The following is an 18,049-nucleotide window of genomic DNA, read 5'->3' as shown; positions in this document are numbered from 1 at the left end:
AAGACAAAGTTTTACCTTGCTTTTCTCCGTGCTCTTCGTGTCCTCCGTGGTCCATTATTATCTTTAGAAGTAATCGAATTTTTCCTAAGTCACTTTTTAAGTGAGCATCATTACTTAAGGGCAATTTTTTGTTGATTTTTCACTATGTAAGATGATGGATTTGCGAGGCGCTGCTCGGTAGTTTATTGTGCTTTTCGCTACTATCACCTGACTATAGCTGTATCTCATTAGGTGAAATCATTGCCAGCAGATTCGAAAATTAAAATTCGCCAGATAGAAGCGTTTCGCTGTTTTATGTTATCGGGCACGGTAACGGGCGCTGCCGAGCTTATGTATATCTCTCAACCCGCTGTGAGCCGACTCTTATCTGAGCTGGAGTATCGAGTAGGTTTTCCGCTTTTTGTGCGAACACACAATAAGTTAGAGGCAACGCCGGAGGCAAAATTATTCTATAAGGATGTTAACCGCGTCTTTATTGGCATGAATAGTCTAGCCTCTTCGGCCGATGCCATTGCCCGTAATAATCAGGGGCGATTGCGTGTCGGAGTCATGCCTATCTGTTCTAACAGCTTTATGCCCGATGTGATAGCGGCATTTTTAAGTTTGCACCCCAATGTATCTATTGAGCTGGAGTCGGCATCGAGAATTCAGCTGTTGGATATGGTGCGTAGTCATAGAATTGATATCGCCATAACCACCAATGTTGAAGCGGATGAGGATGAGTTCGATTGTCGATTCTTACGCAGGCACAGGGCGGTGGTCTTGCTCCATGAGGGGCACCCTCTGGCAGATAAAGATTCACTTTCACCGACCGATCTGAAACATGAACGCTTTATGACTTTGGCCTATGGTAGCCCGTTTCGAACCCGAGTCGAGGATGCGTTTCTGAAGCAGAGCGTTAAGCGCAATATTATTCTCGAAGCGAGAGAGCAGAGTACGCTATTTCAGTTGGTAAGAAAGGGAGTTGGCATCGCAATTTTAGACCCCTTTGTACTGCATTCTGGTGCCGACGGCATTATAAGTCGACCATTTGAGCCTGTGACAGAGTGGGAATACCACGTGGTTCAGGCAAAAGGCATTCAAACTCCTAGGATGGTGAATGCTTTCCTAGAGATCTTATTTGAGTATTTTGAAAGCCCTTAGCTTTGTATAAGCCCTTAGCGAAATAAAGAGCCCTTAGCGCAATAAAAAGCCTGAAAGCTAATATGAAGAACAGGCAAAAAAATACCGCAGCAAACTGCGGTATTTTTATAGGGGGATGAGGAGGTAATGCTAATTAGCTTCTTACTGCAATCGCTTCGATCTCGATTAGCGCATCTTTTGGAAGACGTGCAACTTCAACACAAGAACGTGCAGGGTAAGCAGCGCCTAAGTTGTCGAAGAAGTTTTGGTAAACTTCGTTAACGATTGGGAAGCTGTTTAGATCTTTGACGAATACTGTCATCTTAAACACGTTAGCCATAGTTAGACCCGCAGACTCTACGATAGCCTGTACGTTTTTCAGTGACTGTAGCGCCTGCTCAGCAACATCGGCAGACATCTCACCTGTAGCAGGATCGATAGGTAGCTGGCCAGAGGTAAAGATCATGCTACCAAGGTCAACACCCTGAACATATGGGCCGATTGCTGCTGGTGCTGATTCAGTGTTAAGTGCTTTAGTCATTTCTATTTCCTATTTTCTTACTTGTGGCGGACTGCGCCGCCACAGTTATTGTTATTGGTTTAATGCAATTAATTAGGCTGGCTGTACTTGAGCTTGAGCCTGATTACCGTAGCGTTTCCAACCTGTGATGATAGAGAACATCATCACACCCAGTAGCGCCCAAGGGTAAGGTGCCATAAAGCTGATCGAGGCACTCGGAACCGCTAAGCCAGAAGAGATGGCTGATGTTTCTACCGCTGAGTACCAAACCATCACCGCAAGACACCAAGGCATCATGTAGAAGATAGAACATACTGAGGCGCTCATTAGGTTAGCGCGGCGCTCAGGAGTAATGTTGTTCTTCTCTCCTAATGGCTTAACCAGAGTTGGGCCAACTAGCAGTTGAGATGGTGCGTTCGAACTAACTAATAGTGATGACACTGAAGTCGAGAAGAACATTAATAGCTCGGTGCTGCGAGTGCTGCTTGAAACGCGCTCGGTGATGAAGGCAAGAATGTCATCCATAATGCCGCTATTCATGAAAATCTTGATAACACCTAAGATTAGGATTACGAAGACCACTGCACCCGTCACGCCAGCAATCGCATCTTCGATGATGCCATTCGATACGCCGCGCTCAGATGGAACGGTGAACAGATCCGATACCGCGAAAGCACCAATGCCAAGTCCAACAACTGTCGCAACAAGGATACCGTAGCTTAGGGCTTCTAACAGGTGACGCCCCTTCAGTGCAAAGAACACAACGGCAGCAACTGAGAGCAGCATAAGTAAGCTTTCTGGGCGTGCACTGTCACCATTTTGAGTGGCAGCTTCGACTAAGCCATCACCTTGACCAAAGACTACCAAGGCAACCAGTGCGATAGCGCCGGCTGTTAGTGAAAGCGGCATACGTTGGCGAACCGTGGCGCCGAAATCGGCTCCCTGTGTGGTACAGCCTACGATGGTAGTATCTGAAATTGGGGCAACGTTATCGCCAAATACCGCACCCGATAGTAGGGCTAGGGCAACGAAGGCAGGATCTGCGCCTAAGTAAACACCCGCTGGGAACAAAATTGGCGCGAGTGCTAAGTTAGCACCGTTTGAAGAACCTGTGCCCATGGCGAAGATAGCGGTAGACATAAAGACGATGATAAGGAACATGCTGCCTTGAATACCGGTCGACATGCCAAACCACAAGATACCGTCTACTAGGCCGCCGGCCTTCATTAAGGAGCCGAGTACGGCTGCGAAGATCCAGGCTGTGATCACCACAACACCGGTTTTATCGGCGATGCCGTCTAAAATAGATTGAAAATAATCGCGCTTACTCTTAACTAGGAACATACCTAAAATAATGGCGATAAAGCCAGGTGCCCAAGCGGCTTTAGGGCCACCCACACCATTAAAGGTAAGCAATAACATTAGACCGACCATGGTCAATAGTGGAACCATTCCACCAATTTTTCCAATATGAAACTCAAGCTTAGTTGACTGAGACATAATGATTCTACCTATTCCTTCGTCATGGCTGTAGGGACAGTGGCGACGAGGAATGAAAATTTGGCCAAAATGCCTGAGAAGACCCTCAGGCATGTTTTTTTATTTAGTTTTTACTTATTGGCAATCAGTTCTGGGTAGCCGAATAGGGCTGGTGTACCACCTGTGTGTAAAAAGACGACGTTCTGATCTTTAGTGAATTGACCGTCGCGGATCATGCCGATCATGCCAGCCATGCTCTTAGCTGTGTAGGTAGGGTCTAATAATATCCCTTCTTCATGACCTAAAATCTCGATTGCTTCATGAACTTCAGTCGTCAATTGGCCATATCCAGGGCCAAGCACCCAATCTTCACACTTAACTAAGTCGTGAGTCGCTTTATTTTCATCAACACCAAGCAGTTGCAGTACTTTGCGAGTCTTAACTAATACACGCTCGAACTGAGCTACTTTATCGCGGCGAACACAGAAACCATATACTGGGATATCGCTGTTTAGCGCGATTAAGCCAGCTAAAACACCTGCGTGGGTGTTAGCTGAGCCTGTTGGTAATACGATGGCATCGATCTTCATGCCAGTCGCTTGCGCTTGAAGCAATAACTCTTCAACACAGTCAACATAACCTAGTGCGCCCCAAGGTGTTTTACCTACAGCGCCTAGTGGAATAACGAACGGCTTGTAGCCCTCTTCCGCTAGCTCGTCGGCTCTGTCATACATCACCTGATCCGCACCGTTCTCATCTTCACCTACTGGATAGTTGTGAATTTTTGCGCCCATTAATTTATCTAGGAATGGGTTACCGCTATCTTCGTACTCAGGTAGTCGGCCATCAACACGGTGCTCTAGCTGTACTTCAACATGCCAGCCCATCTTACGTGCTGCTGCAACAGTCATACGAACGTGGTTAGACTGAACCGCACCTGTGGTGAGTAGGGTGTCACAACCATCGGCTTGAGCCTTACCAACGTAAAACTCTAATTGACGAGCCTTGTTACCACCCATGGCTAAGCCAGTTGCATCGTCACGTTTAATCCATAATTTAGGGCCATCGAATTTCTTGGTCATATTGGCCATAAATTCGAAAGGGGTTGGAGTGTGAGCTAATTGAGCTTTAGGGTATTTATCAGTAAGCATGTTTTGATTCCTTTATATTAATTTATTCTTTTATCAATATTTATAAGAATAGCTTTTTAATGTCTGGTTTTATTTTGTATTTATATATTGAGCAGGATGTTTATTCCGCTGCCCAGTAAAACTGCGAGTGTTATTTTTTTAAATAATTCTTGGTTAATATATTTTGATATGTAATCACCAAAGAAGGCTCCAGCAAAAGTCGCAGGAATTAACATCATGGATGTTTTAAAAGTAGCGACTTCAATGCCGACGAATGAGGCTTGTAGGCCTAAAGCGACAATATAGGAGAAGGTGGAGCAGGTGATTACCGTTGCACGGATTTGATCTTTAGCCAGTGGACTACGAGTTAGATAGGCAATAACCACAGGGCCAGGCATGGCCATGGCGCTGGCCATCACGCCAGACATGGTGCCGACTCCAAAGCATGAACCTCTGCCCATGCTAGCTGGGACGGCTTCACGGCCTCTGCGGACTTTGACCATTTCTAAGATGTTTTGTGCAGTGATAGCCAGAATGAGAATAGCAACGGCTATCTTTAGCCCTGTAAGGTCGAAATTACTGAAAATAATAATGCCAATTGGATAGCCTAAGGCACAACCTAACATTATTTTTTTAACCAGTTCCATTGGCGCGATTTTGCGAATTTTAACCCAATGAACTAACGACATGGCTAATGTTAATATAATAACAATTTGAACAGCAGAATTAGATTGTAATAAAACCAATAAGAAGCTTACGCCAATTAATCCAAATCCAAAACCTGTTGCAGCTTGTAGTGTTGCTGCAAAAAACACTGTCATTAATAATAATGAGAGTTCCATAATACAACCGGAATAATATATTTAATCTATGGGTGGATTATATGTTTACGCCCCCCATTTTGGTCAATTGATTAAATATTTCTCAGCTATAACTAAATGTTATGCTGAAACTCATCTGGTTAGGTTTAATGGCAAAAGTTTAGAGCGCTATCTGCTTTCTACGGCCCATTTAAACGAAAAAAGCCGTAAGGGTTGAGCCCTTACGGCTTGGTTAACGACTATTGTTGAGGTTACATGCGTGAGTCCATCTCACCGATTTTCAGGCTCATCAACTCTTTAGTCCATAGCTTAGGATCTAAGTCCTCAATCCAGAATACGCGACTGTCACGAGTCTGACCTTTGCGTAGGTAAGTGTCAGGCATTCTAAATACCGCTTGCCAAACTTTAACCGTCTCTTTCTTTATTAATGCACCAGAGTCGGCAAATAGGCTGACTTCTAGCTCTATCATTACGTAGTGCTCGGGGCTGTTGCTATTAAGCTCGAAGGTGAGCCCTAAACGGCCATCATCATCCCATTGGCTATCAAGAAAGCTGACTTTGACGCCGCCTTTAGCGGTTGATTTTAGTAGTGCCGATTGGGCTATCGCTGAAGAGGTTAACGTTTCTGTTTTTGCTGGCAATGTCGACGGCACTGCTGTTGTTGGTGCTTCGGATATTGCTGGAGCTGCGCTCTCTACAGCCACAACCGTGCCGACTGTAGCTGGTAAGGTAACTGGCACTGCGGTATCAGGTTTGATTTGACTCTCGAGAATCACATATTCCCAAGTGAAGTCATCGTTTAATTTGACCGTCGCACCATTTTCTAGAGTGACTCGCGCCACCTCTTCGGAAAATGCCGGTATAGAAAATAGTAATAATGCAATCGAGGTGTAGGTACGCAGAGCTTTATACATGGGAAATAACCTGTTTAAGTTGATTGCCCTAGCATAGACAAAGTCGTGCGGGATTAATACAGGCGTTAGTCAGAATAAGGCGGTGTTATCGCAGGATCACAGAGGGAGAAGTTTGGTTTATTGGTCGTAAAACACCAACCCGAAGATAAAAGTCGGGTTGGTGTATAAAGTCAGTGGTTAAGCTTTTGGGGCAAAATCAGCTGCAGCTAGGCGATGAGCTGTGTAGATGGCTTCGCCATCACTCTCTGCATCAAAAATGACGGTTACATCAGGAGAGAAAAGTAATACGTCACCGACTTCTGCAACGTATTTCACGTTGTCGGTATCACGTACGATGATTTTTCCCTTGGTGATCACCTTATATTCAACAGAATCATAGAAGTACTCAAATTCAGTACCTGGCGCCATAGTAAAGTGGCCAATAGTGAGGGCGTTGCTGTTGTTAGTGACACTTACTTCAGCCATATCACTCTTTAGGTTTTCGATATTTAATAACTGGCTTAAATCATTAAGTGCGAATGAGCCTGATTTGATCAGGGTAATTTTGTTGCTTTGACTGGTTAAGCTTGTCATGGGGATCCTAGAATAATGAATGAGGGGGAAGCTTATCCCCCCCTTATTTGATGGATTTAAGACTGAATTACAAACGCGCTCTGAAGATAGTGATGATTTCTTCAAGGCTCGCTTTACGTGGATTAGTTAGAGAGCAGGCATCGTTTAGCGCGTTTTGCGCCATGAATGCGAGTTTCTCTTCAGTAACACCTAAGTCACTTAGGCGTTGTGCTGTGCCTACTTGACGAGATAGGGCTTCAATTGCCTCTATGCCGGCTTCGATAGCTTGCTTTTGGGTCATGTTTGATACATCAACACCCATAGCTCTGGCTATATCAACAAAGCGTGTTGGGGTTGCTACAGCGTTGAAACGTGAAACTTCAGGTAGAAGAATTGCGTTACATAGACCATGTACTAAGTCGTAAACACCGCCTAACTGATGCGCCATAGAGTGAACATAACCGAGCGAAGCATTAGAGAATGCCATACCAGCAAGGTACTCACCGTACTGCATTGCATCACGTGCTTGGCGATCTTCACCGTTCTCAACTGCAGTAGCTAAGTTTTGTGAAATTAGCTCTATTGCCTTGATAGCTGAGGCATCAGTAATAGGTGTTGCTGCAGTAGAAACATAGGCTTCAACAGCGTGAGTTAGTGCGTCCATACCTGTTGCTGCAGTTAAGAACTTAGGCATAGCAACCATGAGTTCTGAGTCATTTACAGCAATAATTGGAGTGAAATGCTTATCAACAACTGGGTATTTGGTTTCGTCAGCTTCGTTAGTAATGATGGCAAATACTGTCATTTCTGAAGCCGTACCAGCAGTTGTGTTAATGGTCACTAGTGGAAGCTGTGGTTTCTTAGATGTATGCACACCTTTTGAGTAATCACGAATATGGCCACCGTTTGCAGCAACTAATGCAATACCTTTTGCTGCATCGTGTGAAGAACCACCACCAAATGAAATAACAAAGTCACAGTTTTCTTGCGCTAGTAGGGCAAGGCCATCTTCGATATTTTTTTCAGTTGGGTTTGGCTTAACGCCGTCATAGATAGCAAAGTCGATGTTGTGGCTTTTTAGTTCATCAGTTAGGCGATTAACTAGGCCAATTTCAACGAGTACACCGTCGGTAACGATAAGTGCTTTCTTTAGCTCTTTGCTTGTTAGCTCTGAACCTAGAGATTGGATTGCGTTTTGACCCATAAGAGTCATTGGAGGCATGTAAAATACGCTGCTCATAATGTTTTCCTAAAATTTAAGTTAAAAATCAAATTGTTAAATAAAAAAATTAAAGAGGTTGATAATATAAAAGTGATTTTTATCGTTTGAAGGCATCAGTACTAATTGCCTGTGCTTAATCGATGAGGAGAGTTTACTCTTTACGTTTAAAATGATAATTAGCTAAAATTGAAAATGATTTTTACCAAATAGTAATAATCGGCTGGCAGAGGCAACTTGCCTTGTTGGTGCAACATGGCGGGGGAATGCTGATTAGTAGTAATTGGTTACTGAGGTTTAGTGGGCTAGCTATGAGTATCTAGTACTAGCCCTCTAATGATTATGGAGCGTGAGAGGGCTGGGCTTGTATGCGAGTGATAGCAAACGCTTTTACATCGAATAGCCGATACTAAATATTGCTGATTCGGTCGCTGAGTTGTAGCCAGCGCCAAGGGTGAGGTGTTTACCGAGAACGTAACGTAGGCCGACTTCTGCTCCCCAAGTCGTATTTTTATCGGTTTCCCAGACAGGCTCTGCGCCGACAACATAAGGCACGATATTGGTGGTGGAGGAGTACTCAGTGATGTAGGCAGTCGCGCCACCATAGAGGCTGAGCTCGCTAGTCAGTGAGTAGCTAACGCCAAAGCGCCAGAGAGAGTCTTGGGTATAGGCTTCTCCTGGGGGCTCAACATACACATCCTCTTTTTTACTCTGAGCATAGCCTATGTAATAACCCCAATCGGCATAATCTCGGTCGTAGTGACGAGGCGCAAAGGTAACGCCATACATATCTTCTGCAGCTGGAATATAGTCTAGAGTTACAGCCATAACTGGAGCGGGTTTGGTCTCAGGTTCTAGACTGAAGTCATTTGCCATGACGCCGTGGCAAGTAAGCGCAAATAGGCTGGCTATCAAGTATCGAATCATCATTCCCTCAATTAAAATGGCTAGCTGATGGTGATAGATTGTTCTAAATCTTTGGTTTACAGTCAACCAAGAGTGCTAAAATGACTTGTATAATAGATGTTTGTAAGGGTTATGTTTCAACCTATCGAGGTTAATGTTGATAGGTTTTGACTCGTTGAATGCTCATTTGAGCGCGCAAGAATTGGAGAATGACTTTGGATCAGGAATTACGCGCTGCGATTGCTCAGTGGTTAACTAATATTGGCATCAACACTCAACCGTCTGATGGCGTGTCGAGCGCGATTATGGTGCTGGCATGTTTTGTGGTGGCTTTTATCGGTTATTTCTTCGTAAAACGCGGAGTGGTGACCACCATGAATATGGTTATTCTGCGTTCTAAGGCGCATTGGGATGACATCTTTATGCGTCATCAAGTATTGGAGAAGATAGCCATACTTGTACCCATTATTATCTTGAATATTTTGTTGCCGCTGGCCTTGAATGACCACAAGGTTCTTAGCAGTCTAAGCGATCGCCTGCTCGATGTGACTATCGTTATCTTGTTTGTTCGCGCGGTTTATAGCGCCTTGGACGCAGCTAATGAGATAGCCGATTATAATTTAGTCAGCCGTAGGTTGCCGATTAAGAGCTTTGTACAGCTGGCTAAACTCTTCATGTTTTTCGTCGCTATCATCATCTCAATCTCGGTTTTAGCAGACCAATCGCCAGTCTATTTCTTAAGTGGTTTAGGTGTTGCAACCGGTTTAGTCATGTTGGTATTTAGGGATACTATCTTGGGCTTTGTGGCGGGGATTCAGCTGGCTGCTAACCGTATGGTGAGCCCCGGAGACTGGATCGAGATGGATAACTTTGGCGCTAACGGTACGGTTGAAGAGGTGTCGTTGACCACGGTTAAGGTACGTAACTTTGACCAAACACTGACCATGCTACCAGCTTACGCTTTAACTTCTGGCTCCTTTAGAAACTGGCGTGGCATGTCTGAATCCGGTGGCCGTAGAATTAAGCGCGCGCTACAGATAGATATTCAATCGGTGCGTTTTTTAACTGAAGAGGATATGCGCAGTTTAAGCAAGATCAATCATCTTAAGGACTATTTCTCTGCTAAATCGGCGGAGATCATTACATATAACGCTCAAGTTGAAGATGCGGATATGTACGTGAATAGTCGTCATCTAACCAATCTAGGTACCTTTAGAGCTTATGTTCAGGAGTACCTGCAACAGCACGATAAGATCCGTAAAGATATGACACTGATGGTACGCCAGCTCGCGCCGACCGAACTCGGTGTACCAATCGAGCTTTATATCTTTACTAACGATACCCGCTGGGAATTTTACGAGGGGATCCAAGCCGATATTTTCGATCATATCTTTTCGATTCTGCCAGAGTTTGGCTTGCGAGTATTCCAAGGGCCTACAGGAGCGGATGTGCGCAGCTTAAAGCATTAGTGCGTTAAGCTCGCACTAAAAAGCCAAGTTAAAACTAATGAGTATTTTAGTATTAAACTTGGCTTTTTGTTTTGTGGCTTACAGATAAACTAGTTTTCGCGGCTGACTAAAATCGCTGCCAGAGCCACAAATACCCCACCGCTGGTTCTATCGAACCAATGCAGTCTATTGCTCGACTTCAATGTTGGCGCAAGCACATTGGCCATGCTGGCGTAGATCATCACGAAGCTAAAATCGACCACGGCCCAAGTTGTGGCGAGGATAGCAAGCTGCGGCCCTTGCGGTGCACTGATATCAATAAACTGAGGGAATAGAGCGGCGAAAAACAGTAGATCTTTAGGATTACTAATGCCGACCAGAAAGGCCTGCTTGAATAGCTGTTTTGGTGTGCCTTTACCTTGGGTGGTTTTGAGTTCCAGCCCTTTGCCATCACCTCTAGTAAGCAATAACTTAATGCCAAGAAACAGCAGGTAAGCTGCGCCACACCACTTTAATACAGTAAAGCCATACTCGGTGGCACTTAGCAAAGCACCTAGGCCTGCAGCTGAGGCCATCATAAGGATCAGCGCCGAGCTTACACTACCGAATGCCGTCGCAATGCTGCGGCTCTTACCGTAGTGAATACCGTGGCCCATAGACAGTACAGCCATAGTGCCGGGAGACACTGCAATCAATAGGATGGCGAATAGGTAGAGTAACCAGGTATCGAAGCTCATAAATTTTATACAATTTGGAATATCTGGCAGCACTATAGCTGCCAGATATTATTTAGGCAATATGCTAAGGAATGTAGTCTGGAATGACCTTTGGGTGACGGCCTTGAATCGAGCGGTAGAAGTCGACTATCTCATTCATTTCATGTCGAATATCGCCCGTTGGCATTTTGCCTTCGGCAATCACTACGGTTTTTCGACCAAAATCGAGTCCCACTGTGATGATGGGCACCTGAGCTTTATTGGCGATATGGTAAAAGCCTGTTTTCCAACGAGACACGGGACTACGGGTGCCCTCTGGCGCTAAGGCTAGGCGGAAATTAGGGTTAGTCTTAAATAGTTCAGCCACAGCATCGACTAGATTATTGCTTTTACGCCTATCAACAGGTGTGCCGCCGATGGCGCGGAAAAACCAACCCCAAGGTGGGATAAACAATTGATGTTTTCCTAAGAAGTTTACTTTAGCGCCTAATGCACCACGGGCAATTACACCAATGATGAAGTCCCAGTTACTGGTATGTGGCGCAACGATGGCAATAAATTGTTTATCATTTGGCAGCTCGCCGGAAATTTTCCAGCCAATAAGTTTTAGCAGCCCTTTCCAAAATAGTTGAAACATATAACGAAAACCGTCCAGCCTTTAATATGAGTATTGTTGCTTTCAGGGGCTTTAGCCAATAGGTATTGGTTGTAATACCCCGGATAGATATTTGAGGTATAGTACACCCAATAGAGCCAGATTGGAGAGAGGCAATGTTTAAAAAAGTAATCAGTGTCTTATTGTTGTGCTTGGCATTTAACGTTCATGCCGTGCCAACCGATGATATTGCAAATATTTTGGCCGAGCAGGAAGCTGCATGGAATCGCGGTGACCTAGATGCTTATATGCAGGGCTATTGGAACAGTGACAAAATGCGCTTCGTTTCCAATGGTAAATTCCGTTATGGCTGGGCAGAAACACTTGCCGCCTATAAGAAACATTATCCCGATAAAGCGACCTTAGGCTCGCTGACTTTTACGATTAAAGAGATCAAGATGCTCAGCAACTATGCGGCTATAGTTGTCGGCCGTTGGTCACTGGATCGCGCTAAAGACAACCCTAATGGCGTGTTCACGCTCTTGGTCGAGAAAATCGATGACCGTTGGGTGATCACTCATGACCACACCTCTGATTAGTGAAGCATCTGCTTCTTAAATAGCTCTGCTATCTTTGCAATAGTAAGTTGCAATATTGGCGCATTTGGCTCTGTTTTGATAAACAGAGCTAAGTTAAGCTATAGTGAATGTTAATTGATAAACAAGGAGAAAGGTATGGTGTTTCTTATTCCTGCTGTAGTGTTGCTTGTCGGCTCAATTTATCTGGTCAAACACGCTAAAAAGTAACGCAAACGAGTCTGGCGTGCGTTTATTCACCCGATGCTATCGTAAACTCGTCTCGACCTAAATTACGGCCTTTGCCGTCATATCTCACCTCGGTGAAATGTATCTTGCCCTGCTTGTCTTTCAAAATAATGCTCGTCGAACGTGTGCCGTATTCTTCATGCCGGATATAGATTGAAGACAGGTGCCGCTCCCACTCAATGCTGACCCCTGTTTGCGGAAGTTCGCTATCGGGTGCTTGGGTGTTATCCATCATAATCGTAAGTAGTGCGTCGATATCAGGAGTGCTATGACTAGAAATATGTTGCTCTATCGCCTGGCTGCCGCGCGCCATTTTGGGCCAGATATCATCGAGTGCACCATTACTTATCGAGTGAAACCCTGGCGAGAGTTGCTTCAATTTTTGGCTGCGACTATCGAAACATTGCAGCTTATTTTCGTCGCCAAAGAGCAAGTTAAACGGATTGTAGAAACGGCTATGCAGCTGCAACCAATCTTGATTTATGCCCTCATCACCTAAGGCTTTTAGCACTAGCTCACCACGGCTTCTCATATCATTTTGGTTGAGCTCTGGTGCGCGAATATTGGTTAATCCGCCAATTTCCCCCTGCTGATTTACCCCGAGCCAGGTTCCACCGGCCTCTAAGTCCTTTCCTGCTAACAGTTTGTTTGACGAGTTCGACGTGGGCCAGAAATGAGCGGCTTGGGTGGGCCGATGATGAAATTCATCACGATTTGCACAGATAATAAGGGGGAATTCGGGGTGAGTCTGCAGAGCAACAAATAGAATGCACATAAACATAGCTCAAATCTAAGTCATGGATACAGGTTAATGCCCATGACTTAGAAAAGCTAGCGGCAGCTGACTAGAGACTGCGACTATTAATGATGATGCTTGTGATCATGACTATGCTGGTGTTCATGCTTAGGCTTATGACCGTGCTCATGGCTATGCTCGTGCTTAGGAGCATGGCTATGCTCATATTCATGCTTAGGCTCATGGCTGTGCGAGTGGCTGTGATCGTGGTGATGAGCCTTCGGCTTAAGCAGCATGAGTCGGCTTAGGAACTTGCGTGGTCCAAGGCGTAACAAGCTGGTGGCAAACAAGATGGCCACAATGATCAAACAGATATTGTTAAGTGTCGCAGGCAGGTGCACTAAGGCCTGCCACTTAGGATGCAATAACTCAATAGCCCCAAGCAATGCTATCAGAAGTGCAAATAAGCTGATTCTTTGAGTCCAATTCATCAGTTTTAACTGGGCAATATTAAATATTGGTGCGGCGATTAATGGCAAGAGCACGGCCGTCGTTGTCCAGCCACTGTATGCCAGAGATAAAGACAACACTGCGGCACCTAAATTACAGAATCGCATCGGTAAAAATACCAATAACAGCACTAACACCTGCACTAACGGGCTAGATAGTGGTACGGCTGGGTGACCGATGAGATTTGCTAGTACTAGGCTCAACAAGATCCATGGCGCACTACGATCGACCAAGTGTGCGAAACCAAAACGCCAAGCCGAATCAGGCAGAGCATCATGGGGGTCGGTAGGTTCGACATTACAGCGAGTGAGCTGCCAGCCAATTATCGCCACCGAGACCGCTTGGATCAGCGCAAACATCGGGCCAAGTAGTAAGCCGGTAATGATGATAGCTTCTGGGCCGAGTAATCTTTGCAGCCAAAGCTTGCTCAGCTGGTCGTTGTGAGGCGTGAGTCCAAAGTGGAAACGCAGACTCGCTACGGCATAACTGAGGAGTAAAACTGGCGCGATAGTCAGCATCCAATCGAGTAGGTGCTCGGTTGAGTGACTATGGCTGTGATGATGGTCATGACCGCCTGAATCCATCATCAGCAGTAAAAATAGTAGAGCGATACCGAGTAAACTACCTATCCCAGCGTGGTATTCATACTTGCCTTGCTTGTCAGTTACTGGGTTGCCATGGGGCTGATGTAGCACTACATGCAGGATGGAGCCCGTAACAAAAGCTTGTAAATAAACGGTATTCTCAAGGCTTAAGTGAGACAGCATTTGCTCTCCGGCAAAGTAACCGAAGCCGGTGAGTAGCATCATTGCGGCGAGTACCACCATAGCCCAGCGACTGCCGACTTGTGGCTTGAGTAACCACCAGATGGCTACACCGACAGGCAGCCTATGCAAGATGATCCCCAGCGCCAACAAGGGGGAGTTACCTTCTTGTTGAGCCAAAATCATCGCGCCACCATCTGTGATGGTATGCAGTAATAGTCCGCCAATACCTAAGATTAAGGTGAGGTTATGGGTGACTTCTGAATAGCGGTGGAAAAGTCGTTCGCTAAGGGTGGGGCCCCATATACCGATTATCACAAACACAATCGCTAGAAACCCGCCATGCTCTAATAGCTCTGGAAGAATATGAACCAGCACTAAACCGCCCAGAGAAACGAATATAAATCCGTCTAGGCCTTTTTGTAGTCCATTGCCTGTCGAAAAGAATCGATAAAACAGTGGGCCTAATAATAGTGCGATGCAGCTAGCTAATAGATACAGCATTGAGTTCCAATTTAAACCGCGAGAGCGAGAAAAGCGCCATAGTATACCAGCCTTGTGGATAATTAGCAGAGGCCTATATTGAATTTACATTGATATTCAATTGGTATTAAATTCACATGTGTTGTGGTATTAAATGGTTTTTTTTGATGCTCATTTGTTAGTTTGTCGCTAAAGATAATAGAATAGTATTTTTTACGGCGAATAGAAGCATTTATCTATGGATACTTTTTCAGCGGCAGTCATGTTATTCCTCATTATGGATCCTCTGGGGAATTTACCCATATTTGCGTCTATCTTGCGCCATATTGAACCGAAGAAGCGTCGTCGAGTTTTGATCCGTGAACTGCTATTCGCCTTAGTGATCATGATGTTATTCCTGTTTGCGGGAGAGGCGATTCTTAACTTCCTTAACTTGCGTACCGAGTCAGTGAGTATTGCCGGCGGTATTATTTTATTCCTAATTGCGATTCGAATGATTTTCCCTCAGCCCGGTGGTGTGGTTGGACTGGCCGCGGGAGAAGAACCATTTATTGTGCCGATGGCCATTCCATTAATGGCAGGTCCCTCGGTGCTAGCGGCTTTGATTCTATTGGCACACACAGACAATGAGCGCATGTTTGATTGGACCATCGCCTTAGTGTCTGCTTGGGGCGTGAGTGCGGTAATTCTACTCTTCTACAAGGTGTTCACTAAGGTTCTAGGCGAAAAGGGGCTGACAGCCGTTGAACGCTTGATGGGCATGGTATTAGTGATGATCTCGGTGCAGATGTTTCTCGATGGTGTCGCCAATTACATTAGCCACACCGGGCTATAAACGTCTATGACGACCTATATTAAGCTGCCACATTGCACCGTAGTCGCTTAGATGAATTCGTTGACGTTTATTGGTTGAAATATGAGCTGGATTGCTATTTTAGTTTGTTAATCTAAAGTTAATCGCGCTTGCAGATTAAATTTTAGCCTGTAATACTTAGGATATTATATTCAAAAATAACAATAACTCATGCTGAATTGCCTCTTACTCTGTATCGCTAGCCTCTCTTCGCTTGATTCTGCCGATTATCAAAATCTACTGCCTTATCAAGGCACGCCAACCTCGATGGAGCAGCGTGATAATAAGGGCAATCTCACCATAGGCTCAGTTTATACCGACCAAGGTGCTTGGCATGGTTTTCACCTGCCCGATAATGCCGATTATTACGGCAGCTTTACTGGCCCGCTGTTTATCGCCCAAGAGTACAGCCTGCACTTGAGTGACAGCTTGCAACGTTTGCAGCTGATCAACATAGATAAAGATGAATTTGTGTCACTGGATAGCGCCAGTCGAATCGAGATCTATAGCAGGCCAGACGCCTTAGTACAGTCGTTTACCTGGTCTGATTTTCAACTTAATTTATCTCTCAGCTATAGCGATAATCGCACCGCGGTGATCCGCACCGAGTTAGTTAACCTATCTAACAAGCCTCAAACTTGGCAGCTCGTCTGGCACGGTACACCCTTTAGTTCTCACCCCTCACTTGCCGATTACCGCTTAATCAAACAGGCTGAAGTGAGCGCTAACCATGTTAGTTGGCAGCTCAATCCAATCATGGAAACTTGGCGAATTCAGCTAGCCGATGCCGAGTATGAGTTGTGGTTCGATCGAGATATGAAGATTACCCTCGATGAGCAATCGGGTTATCGCGCCATTGCTGAGCCCATGATTCTAGATGCGGGGCAGCAGCATACGTTTATATCGGCGCAGCGCTATTTCCACACCCAAGCCGAGCGAACGGCGCATCAAGCGCCCGATTGGAGCAAGATTGACAGTCAGTTGCTGGATAATCAGGCCAAGTGGCAAGCCAGGCTCGATAGGGCGATCAAAGGAGGAGATAAGAGCTCTCGTCAACTCGCAGTAAAAAGCATGCTAACCCTAGTGCACAATTGGCGCAGTCCGGCGGGCGCGCTACAACATGATGCGATAACGCCTTCGATTACCTATAAGTGGTTTAACGGTGTATGGGCATGGGATAGCTGGAAGCAAGCCGTCGCCTTAGCGCGATTCGATCCCGAATTAGCCAAGTCTAATGTTTTAGCCATGTTCGATTATCAATTTACGTCGCAGGATCCGCTGAGACCGCAAGATGCGGGCAATCTTCCCGATGCTATTTTTTATAATAAAGACCGCGAACGTGGTGGTGAGGGCGGCAATTGGAATGAGCGCAATGGTAAGCCACCACTATCCGCTTGGGCCGTGTGGCAAATTTATCTGCAGGATAAAGATGAAGCCTTTCTTAACATTATGTATCCCAAGCTTGTGGCCTATCACGAGTGGTGGTATCGCAATCGTGACAACAATGATAATGGCCTAGCCGAGTATGGTGCCAATCTCCATCCTATGCACCTCAATGAGGATGGATCGATTAACCCGCAAGCGGTGATCGAAGCCGCAGCTTGGGAGTCGGGGATGGATAATGCGCCGCGCTTCGATATGGATGACGCCTTAGATATATGGCAAAACCGCCAAGGGGGCCAGCTCGTTGGTTATTCTGTATCCCAAGAATCGGTGGATCTTAATGCTTATCTCTATGCGGAGAAACGTTTTCTAGAGCAGATCGCGGCTGTACTCGGCGATGAAAGCGCAGCAGAAAAATGGGACCTTGCAGCCACTCGGCTAGCAAAACAAATTCAGATGCAGATGTATGATGCCGAGTCAGGCTTTTTCTATGATATTCGTTATACGCCAACCGGTAGCGAGTTGATGGTTAAGCAAGGTAAAGGCGTCGAGGGCTGGATCCCGCTTTGGGCTGGAGCGGCCAGTGAGGCCCAAGCCAAAATTATCGTAGAGCGACATCTTAATGAGACGCAATTTGGCACCTTAATTCCGTTCCCGACGGTGAGTGCCGATAGTCCTAATTTTGCGGCGGCTAAGTATTGGCGAGGTCCAGTATGGTTAGATCAGGCATTATTCGGTCTACAAGGGGTCGAGCGCTACGGTTATCATGAGCAAGCCCAGAGTTTAGCTAAGCAATTGGTGGTGCAAGGAGAGGGGATCCTTGGGCAGAGTCCAATTCGTGAAAATTATAACCCGCTAACAGGAGAAGGGTTGCACTGCACCAACTTTAGCTGGTCAGCTTCGGTATTGTTGCTCATTTATCAGTCATGGTTAACCGACGTTGGTGATGAATAGTCATGGAGCTTTAATTGCTAACATTATGAAAGTTTGCCAATAATTCTGATGTTTTAAAATAGGCTGCCTAAATACATTAATTCGACTGTTAATGTTCTACTGTTGTTGTTATTGTTTTGT

At 45.5% G+C, this 18,049-nt stretch carries 17 protein-coding genes; 5 read left to right on the top strand and 12 right to left on the bottom strand.

Annotation, left to right across the window (positions count from 1 at the left end):
* Window positions 1-231 precede the first annotated feature (231 nt).
* Window positions 232-1,143 carry a LysR substrate-binding domain-containing protein gene (locus tag SPEA_RS21855; RefSeq protein WP_223296543.1) on the top strand — a complete coding sequence of 304 codons (912 nt, stop codon included), beginning with the start codon at window positions 232-234 and terminating at the stop codon, window positions 1,141-1,143.
* Window positions 1,144-1,276: 133 nt separating this feature from the next.
* Here the strand turns inward: SPEA_RS21855 and SPEA_RS21850 are convergent, their stop codons facing one another.
* From SPEA_RS21850 to SPEA_RS21815, 8 genes are all read right to left on the bottom strand, one after another.
* Window positions 1,277-1,663 (bottom strand): RidA family protein, encoded by a 387-nt coding sequence (locus SPEA_RS21850; protein ID WP_012157354.1) that lies wholly within the window; start codon window positions 1,661-1,663, stop codon window positions 1,277-1,279.
* A 72-nt stretch (window positions 1,664-1,735) separates the two neighbouring features.
* The gene (locus SPEA_RS21845) at window positions 1,736-3,142 is read right to left on the bottom strand and encodes a Na+/H+ antiporter NhaC family protein (RefSeq protein ID WP_012157353.1); all 1,407 of its coding nucleotides are present in this window, start codon (window positions 3,140-3,142) and stop codon (window positions 1,736-1,738) included.
* 110 nt (window positions 3,143-3,252) lie between these two features.
* The gene (locus SPEA_RS21840; RefSeq protein WP_012157352.1) at window positions 3,253-4,272 is read right to left on the bottom strand and encodes a D-cysteine desulfhydrase family protein; all 1,020 of its coding nucleotides are present in this window, start codon (window positions 4,270-4,272) and stop codon (window positions 3,253-3,255) included.
* Between the two features lie 80 nt (window positions 4,273-4,352).
* The gene (locus tag SPEA_RS21835) at window positions 4,353-5,072 is read right to left on the bottom strand and encodes a sulfite exporter TauE/SafE family protein (RefSeq protein WP_263053351.1); all 720 of its coding nucleotides are present in this window, start codon (window positions 5,070-5,072) and stop codon (window positions 4,353-4,355) included.
* Between the two features lie 251 nt (window positions 5,073-5,323).
* A complete protein-coding gene (locus tag SPEA_RS21830) occupies window positions 5,324-5,986 on the bottom strand; it encodes a DUF3157 family protein (RefSeq protein ID WP_012157350.1) in 663 nt (220 codons plus the stop codon).
* 177 nt (window positions 5,987-6,163) lie between these two features.
* Complete coding sequence (locus tag SPEA_RS21825) at window positions 6,164-6,559, bottom strand: cupin domain-containing protein (protein WP_012157349.1); 396 nt, start codon at window positions 6,557-6,559, stop codon at window positions 6,164-6,166.
* Window positions 6,560-6,626: 67 nt separating this feature from the next.
* Complete coding sequence (locus SPEA_RS21820; protein WP_012157348.1) at window positions 6,627-7,778, bottom strand: iron-containing alcohol dehydrogenase; 1,152 nt, start codon at window positions 7,776-7,778, stop codon at window positions 6,627-6,629.
* 369 nt (window positions 7,779-8,147) lie between these two features.
* A complete protein-coding gene (locus SPEA_RS21815) occupies window positions 8,148-8,687 on the bottom strand; it encodes a TonB-dependent receptor (protein ID WP_223296542.1) in 540 nt (179 codons plus the stop codon).
* A 191-nt stretch (window positions 8,688-8,878) separates the two neighbouring features.
* On the opposite strand from SPEA_RS21815, the gene SPEA_RS21810 reads away from it, so the two are divergent.
* Window positions 8,879-10,132 carry a mechanosensitive ion channel family protein gene (locus SPEA_RS21810; RefSeq protein WP_041411176.1) on the top strand — a complete coding sequence of 418 codons (1,254 nt, stop codon included), beginning with the start codon at window positions 8,879-8,881 and terminating at the stop codon, window positions 10,130-10,132.
* A gap of 89 nt (window positions 10,133-10,221) precedes the next feature.
* Here SPEA_RS21810 and SPEA_RS21805 read toward each other — a convergent pair whose 3' ends face one another.
* The gene (locus SPEA_RS21805) at window positions 10,222-10,848 is read right to left on the bottom strand and encodes a LysE family translocator (protein ID WP_012157345.1); all 627 of its coding nucleotides are present in this window, start codon (window positions 10,846-10,848) and stop codon (window positions 10,222-10,224) included.
* 64 nt (window positions 10,849-10,912) lie between these two features.
* On the bottom strand, window positions 10,913-11,464 hold the full coding sequence (locus tag SPEA_RS21800; protein ID WP_012157344.1) for a lysophospholipid acyltransferase family protein: 552 nt from the start codon (window positions 11,462-11,464) through the stop codon (window positions 10,913-10,915).
* 134 nt (window positions 11,465-11,598) lie between these two features.
* Between SPEA_RS21800 and SPEA_RS21795 the strand changes: the two genes are divergently transcribed.
* Entirely contained in the window at window positions 11,599-12,021 is a 423-nt protein-coding gene (locus tag SPEA_RS21795; RefSeq protein ID WP_012157343.1) for a YybH family protein, read from the top strand.
* Window positions 12,022-12,250: 229 nt separating this feature from the next.
* On the opposite strand, the gene SPEA_RS21790 is transcribed toward SPEA_RS21795, so the two are convergent.
* Both SPEA_RS21790 and SPEA_RS21785 read right to left on the bottom strand, forming a co-directional pair.
* Window positions 12,251-13,021, bottom strand: coding sequence for an NRDE family protein (locus tag SPEA_RS21790; RefSeq protein ID WP_041411674.1), 771 nt, complete (start codon window positions 13,019-13,021; stop codon window positions 12,251-12,253).
* A gap of 86 nt (window positions 13,022-13,107) precedes the next feature.
* Complete coding sequence (locus SPEA_RS21785; protein ID WP_012157341.1) at window positions 13,108-14,760, bottom strand: hypothetical protein; 1,653 nt, start codon at window positions 14,758-14,760, stop codon at window positions 13,108-13,110.
* Between the two features lie 217 nt (window positions 14,761-14,977).
* On the opposite strand from SPEA_RS21785, the gene SPEA_RS21780 reads away from it, so the two are divergent.
* Together SPEA_RS21780 and SPEA_RS21775 are read left to right on the top strand one after the other, a co-directional pair.
* Window positions 14,978-15,574, top strand: a complete 597-nt coding sequence (locus tag SPEA_RS21780) for a YhgN family NAAT transporter (protein WP_012157340.1) — start codon at window positions 14,978-14,980, stop codon at window positions 15,572-15,574.
* 189 nt (window positions 15,575-15,763) lie between these two features.
* The gene (locus SPEA_RS21775) at window positions 15,764-17,929 is read left to right on the top strand and encodes an MGH1-like glycoside hydrolase domain-containing protein (protein ID WP_012157339.1); all 2,166 of its coding nucleotides are present in this window, start codon (window positions 15,764-15,766) and stop codon (window positions 17,927-17,929) included.
* The last annotated feature ends 120 nt before the right edge of the window (window positions 17,930-18,049 follow it).

The sequence above is a fragment of the Shewanella pealeana ATCC 700345 genome (assembly GCF_000018285.1).
Lineage (GTDB): Bacteria > Pseudomonadota > Gammaproteobacteria > Enterobacterales > Shewanellaceae > Shewanella > Shewanella pealeana.
Note: the sequence above shows the minus strand (reverse complement) of the source record. Positions and strands in the feature narration are given on the sequence as shown.

What these genes read in the sequence shown, in the direction of transcription:
- SPEA_RS21780 (WP_012157340.1), top strand. Translation starts at nt 14,978, where the DNA reads ATGGATACTTTTTCAGCGGCAGTCATGTTATTCCTCATTATGGATCCT.
- SPEA_RS21775 (WP_012157339.1), top strand. Translation starts at nt 15,764, where the DNA reads ATGCTGAATTGCCTCTTACTCTGTATCGCTAGCCTCTCTTCGCTTGAT.
- SPEA_RS21795 (WP_012157343.1), top strand. Translation starts at nt 11,599, where the DNA reads ATGTTTAAAAAAGTAATCAGTGTCTTATTGTTGTGCTTGGCATTTAAC.
- SPEA_RS21840 (WP_012157352.1), bottom strand. Translation starts at nt 4,272, where the DNA reads ATGCTTACTGATAAATACCCTAAAGCTCAATTAGCTCACACTCCAACC.
- SPEA_RS21815 (WP_223296542.1), bottom strand. Translation starts at nt 8,687, where the DNA reads ATGATGATTCGATACTTGATAGCCAGCCTATTTGCGCTTACTTGCCAC.
- SPEA_RS21820 (WP_012157348.1), bottom strand. Translation starts at nt 7,778, where the DNA reads ATGAGCAGCGTATTTTACATGCCTCCAATGACTCTTATGGGTCAAAAC.
- SPEA_RS21790 (WP_041411674.1), bottom strand. Translation starts at nt 13,021, where the DNA reads ATGTGCATTCTATTTGTTGCTCTGCAGACTCACCCCGAATTCCCCCTT.
- SPEA_RS21850 (WP_012157354.1), bottom strand. Translation starts at nt 1,663, where the DNA reads ATGACTAAAGCACTTAACACTGAATCAGCACCAGCAGCAATCGGCCCA.
- SPEA_RS21830 (WP_012157350.1), bottom strand. Translation starts at nt 5,986, where the DNA reads ATGTATAAAGCTCTGCGTACCTACACCTCGATTGCATTATTACTATTT.
- SPEA_RS21835 (WP_263053351.1), bottom strand. Translation starts at nt 5,072, where the DNA reads ATGACAGTGTTTTTTGCAGCAACACTACAAGCTGCAACAGGTTTTGGA.
- SPEA_RS21785 (WP_012157341.1), bottom strand. Translation starts at nt 14,760, where the DNA reads ATGCTGTATCTATTAGCTAGCTGCATCGCACTATTATTAGGCCCACTG.
- SPEA_RS21805 (WP_012157345.1), bottom strand. Translation starts at nt 10,848, where the DNA reads ATGAGCTTCGATACCTGGTTACTCTACCTATTCGCCATCCTATTGATT.
- SPEA_RS21800 (WP_012157344.1), bottom strand. Translation starts at nt 11,464, where the DNA reads ATGTTTCAACTATTTTGGAAAGGGCTGCTAAAACTTATTGGCTGGAAA.
- SPEA_RS21825 (WP_012157349.1), bottom strand. Translation starts at nt 6,559, where the DNA reads ATGACAAGCTTAACCAGTCAAAGCAACAAAATTACCCTGATCAAATCA.
- SPEA_RS21845 (WP_012157353.1), bottom strand. Translation starts at nt 3,142, where the DNA reads ATGTCTCAGTCAACTAAGCTTGAGTTTCATATTGGAAAAATTGGTGGA.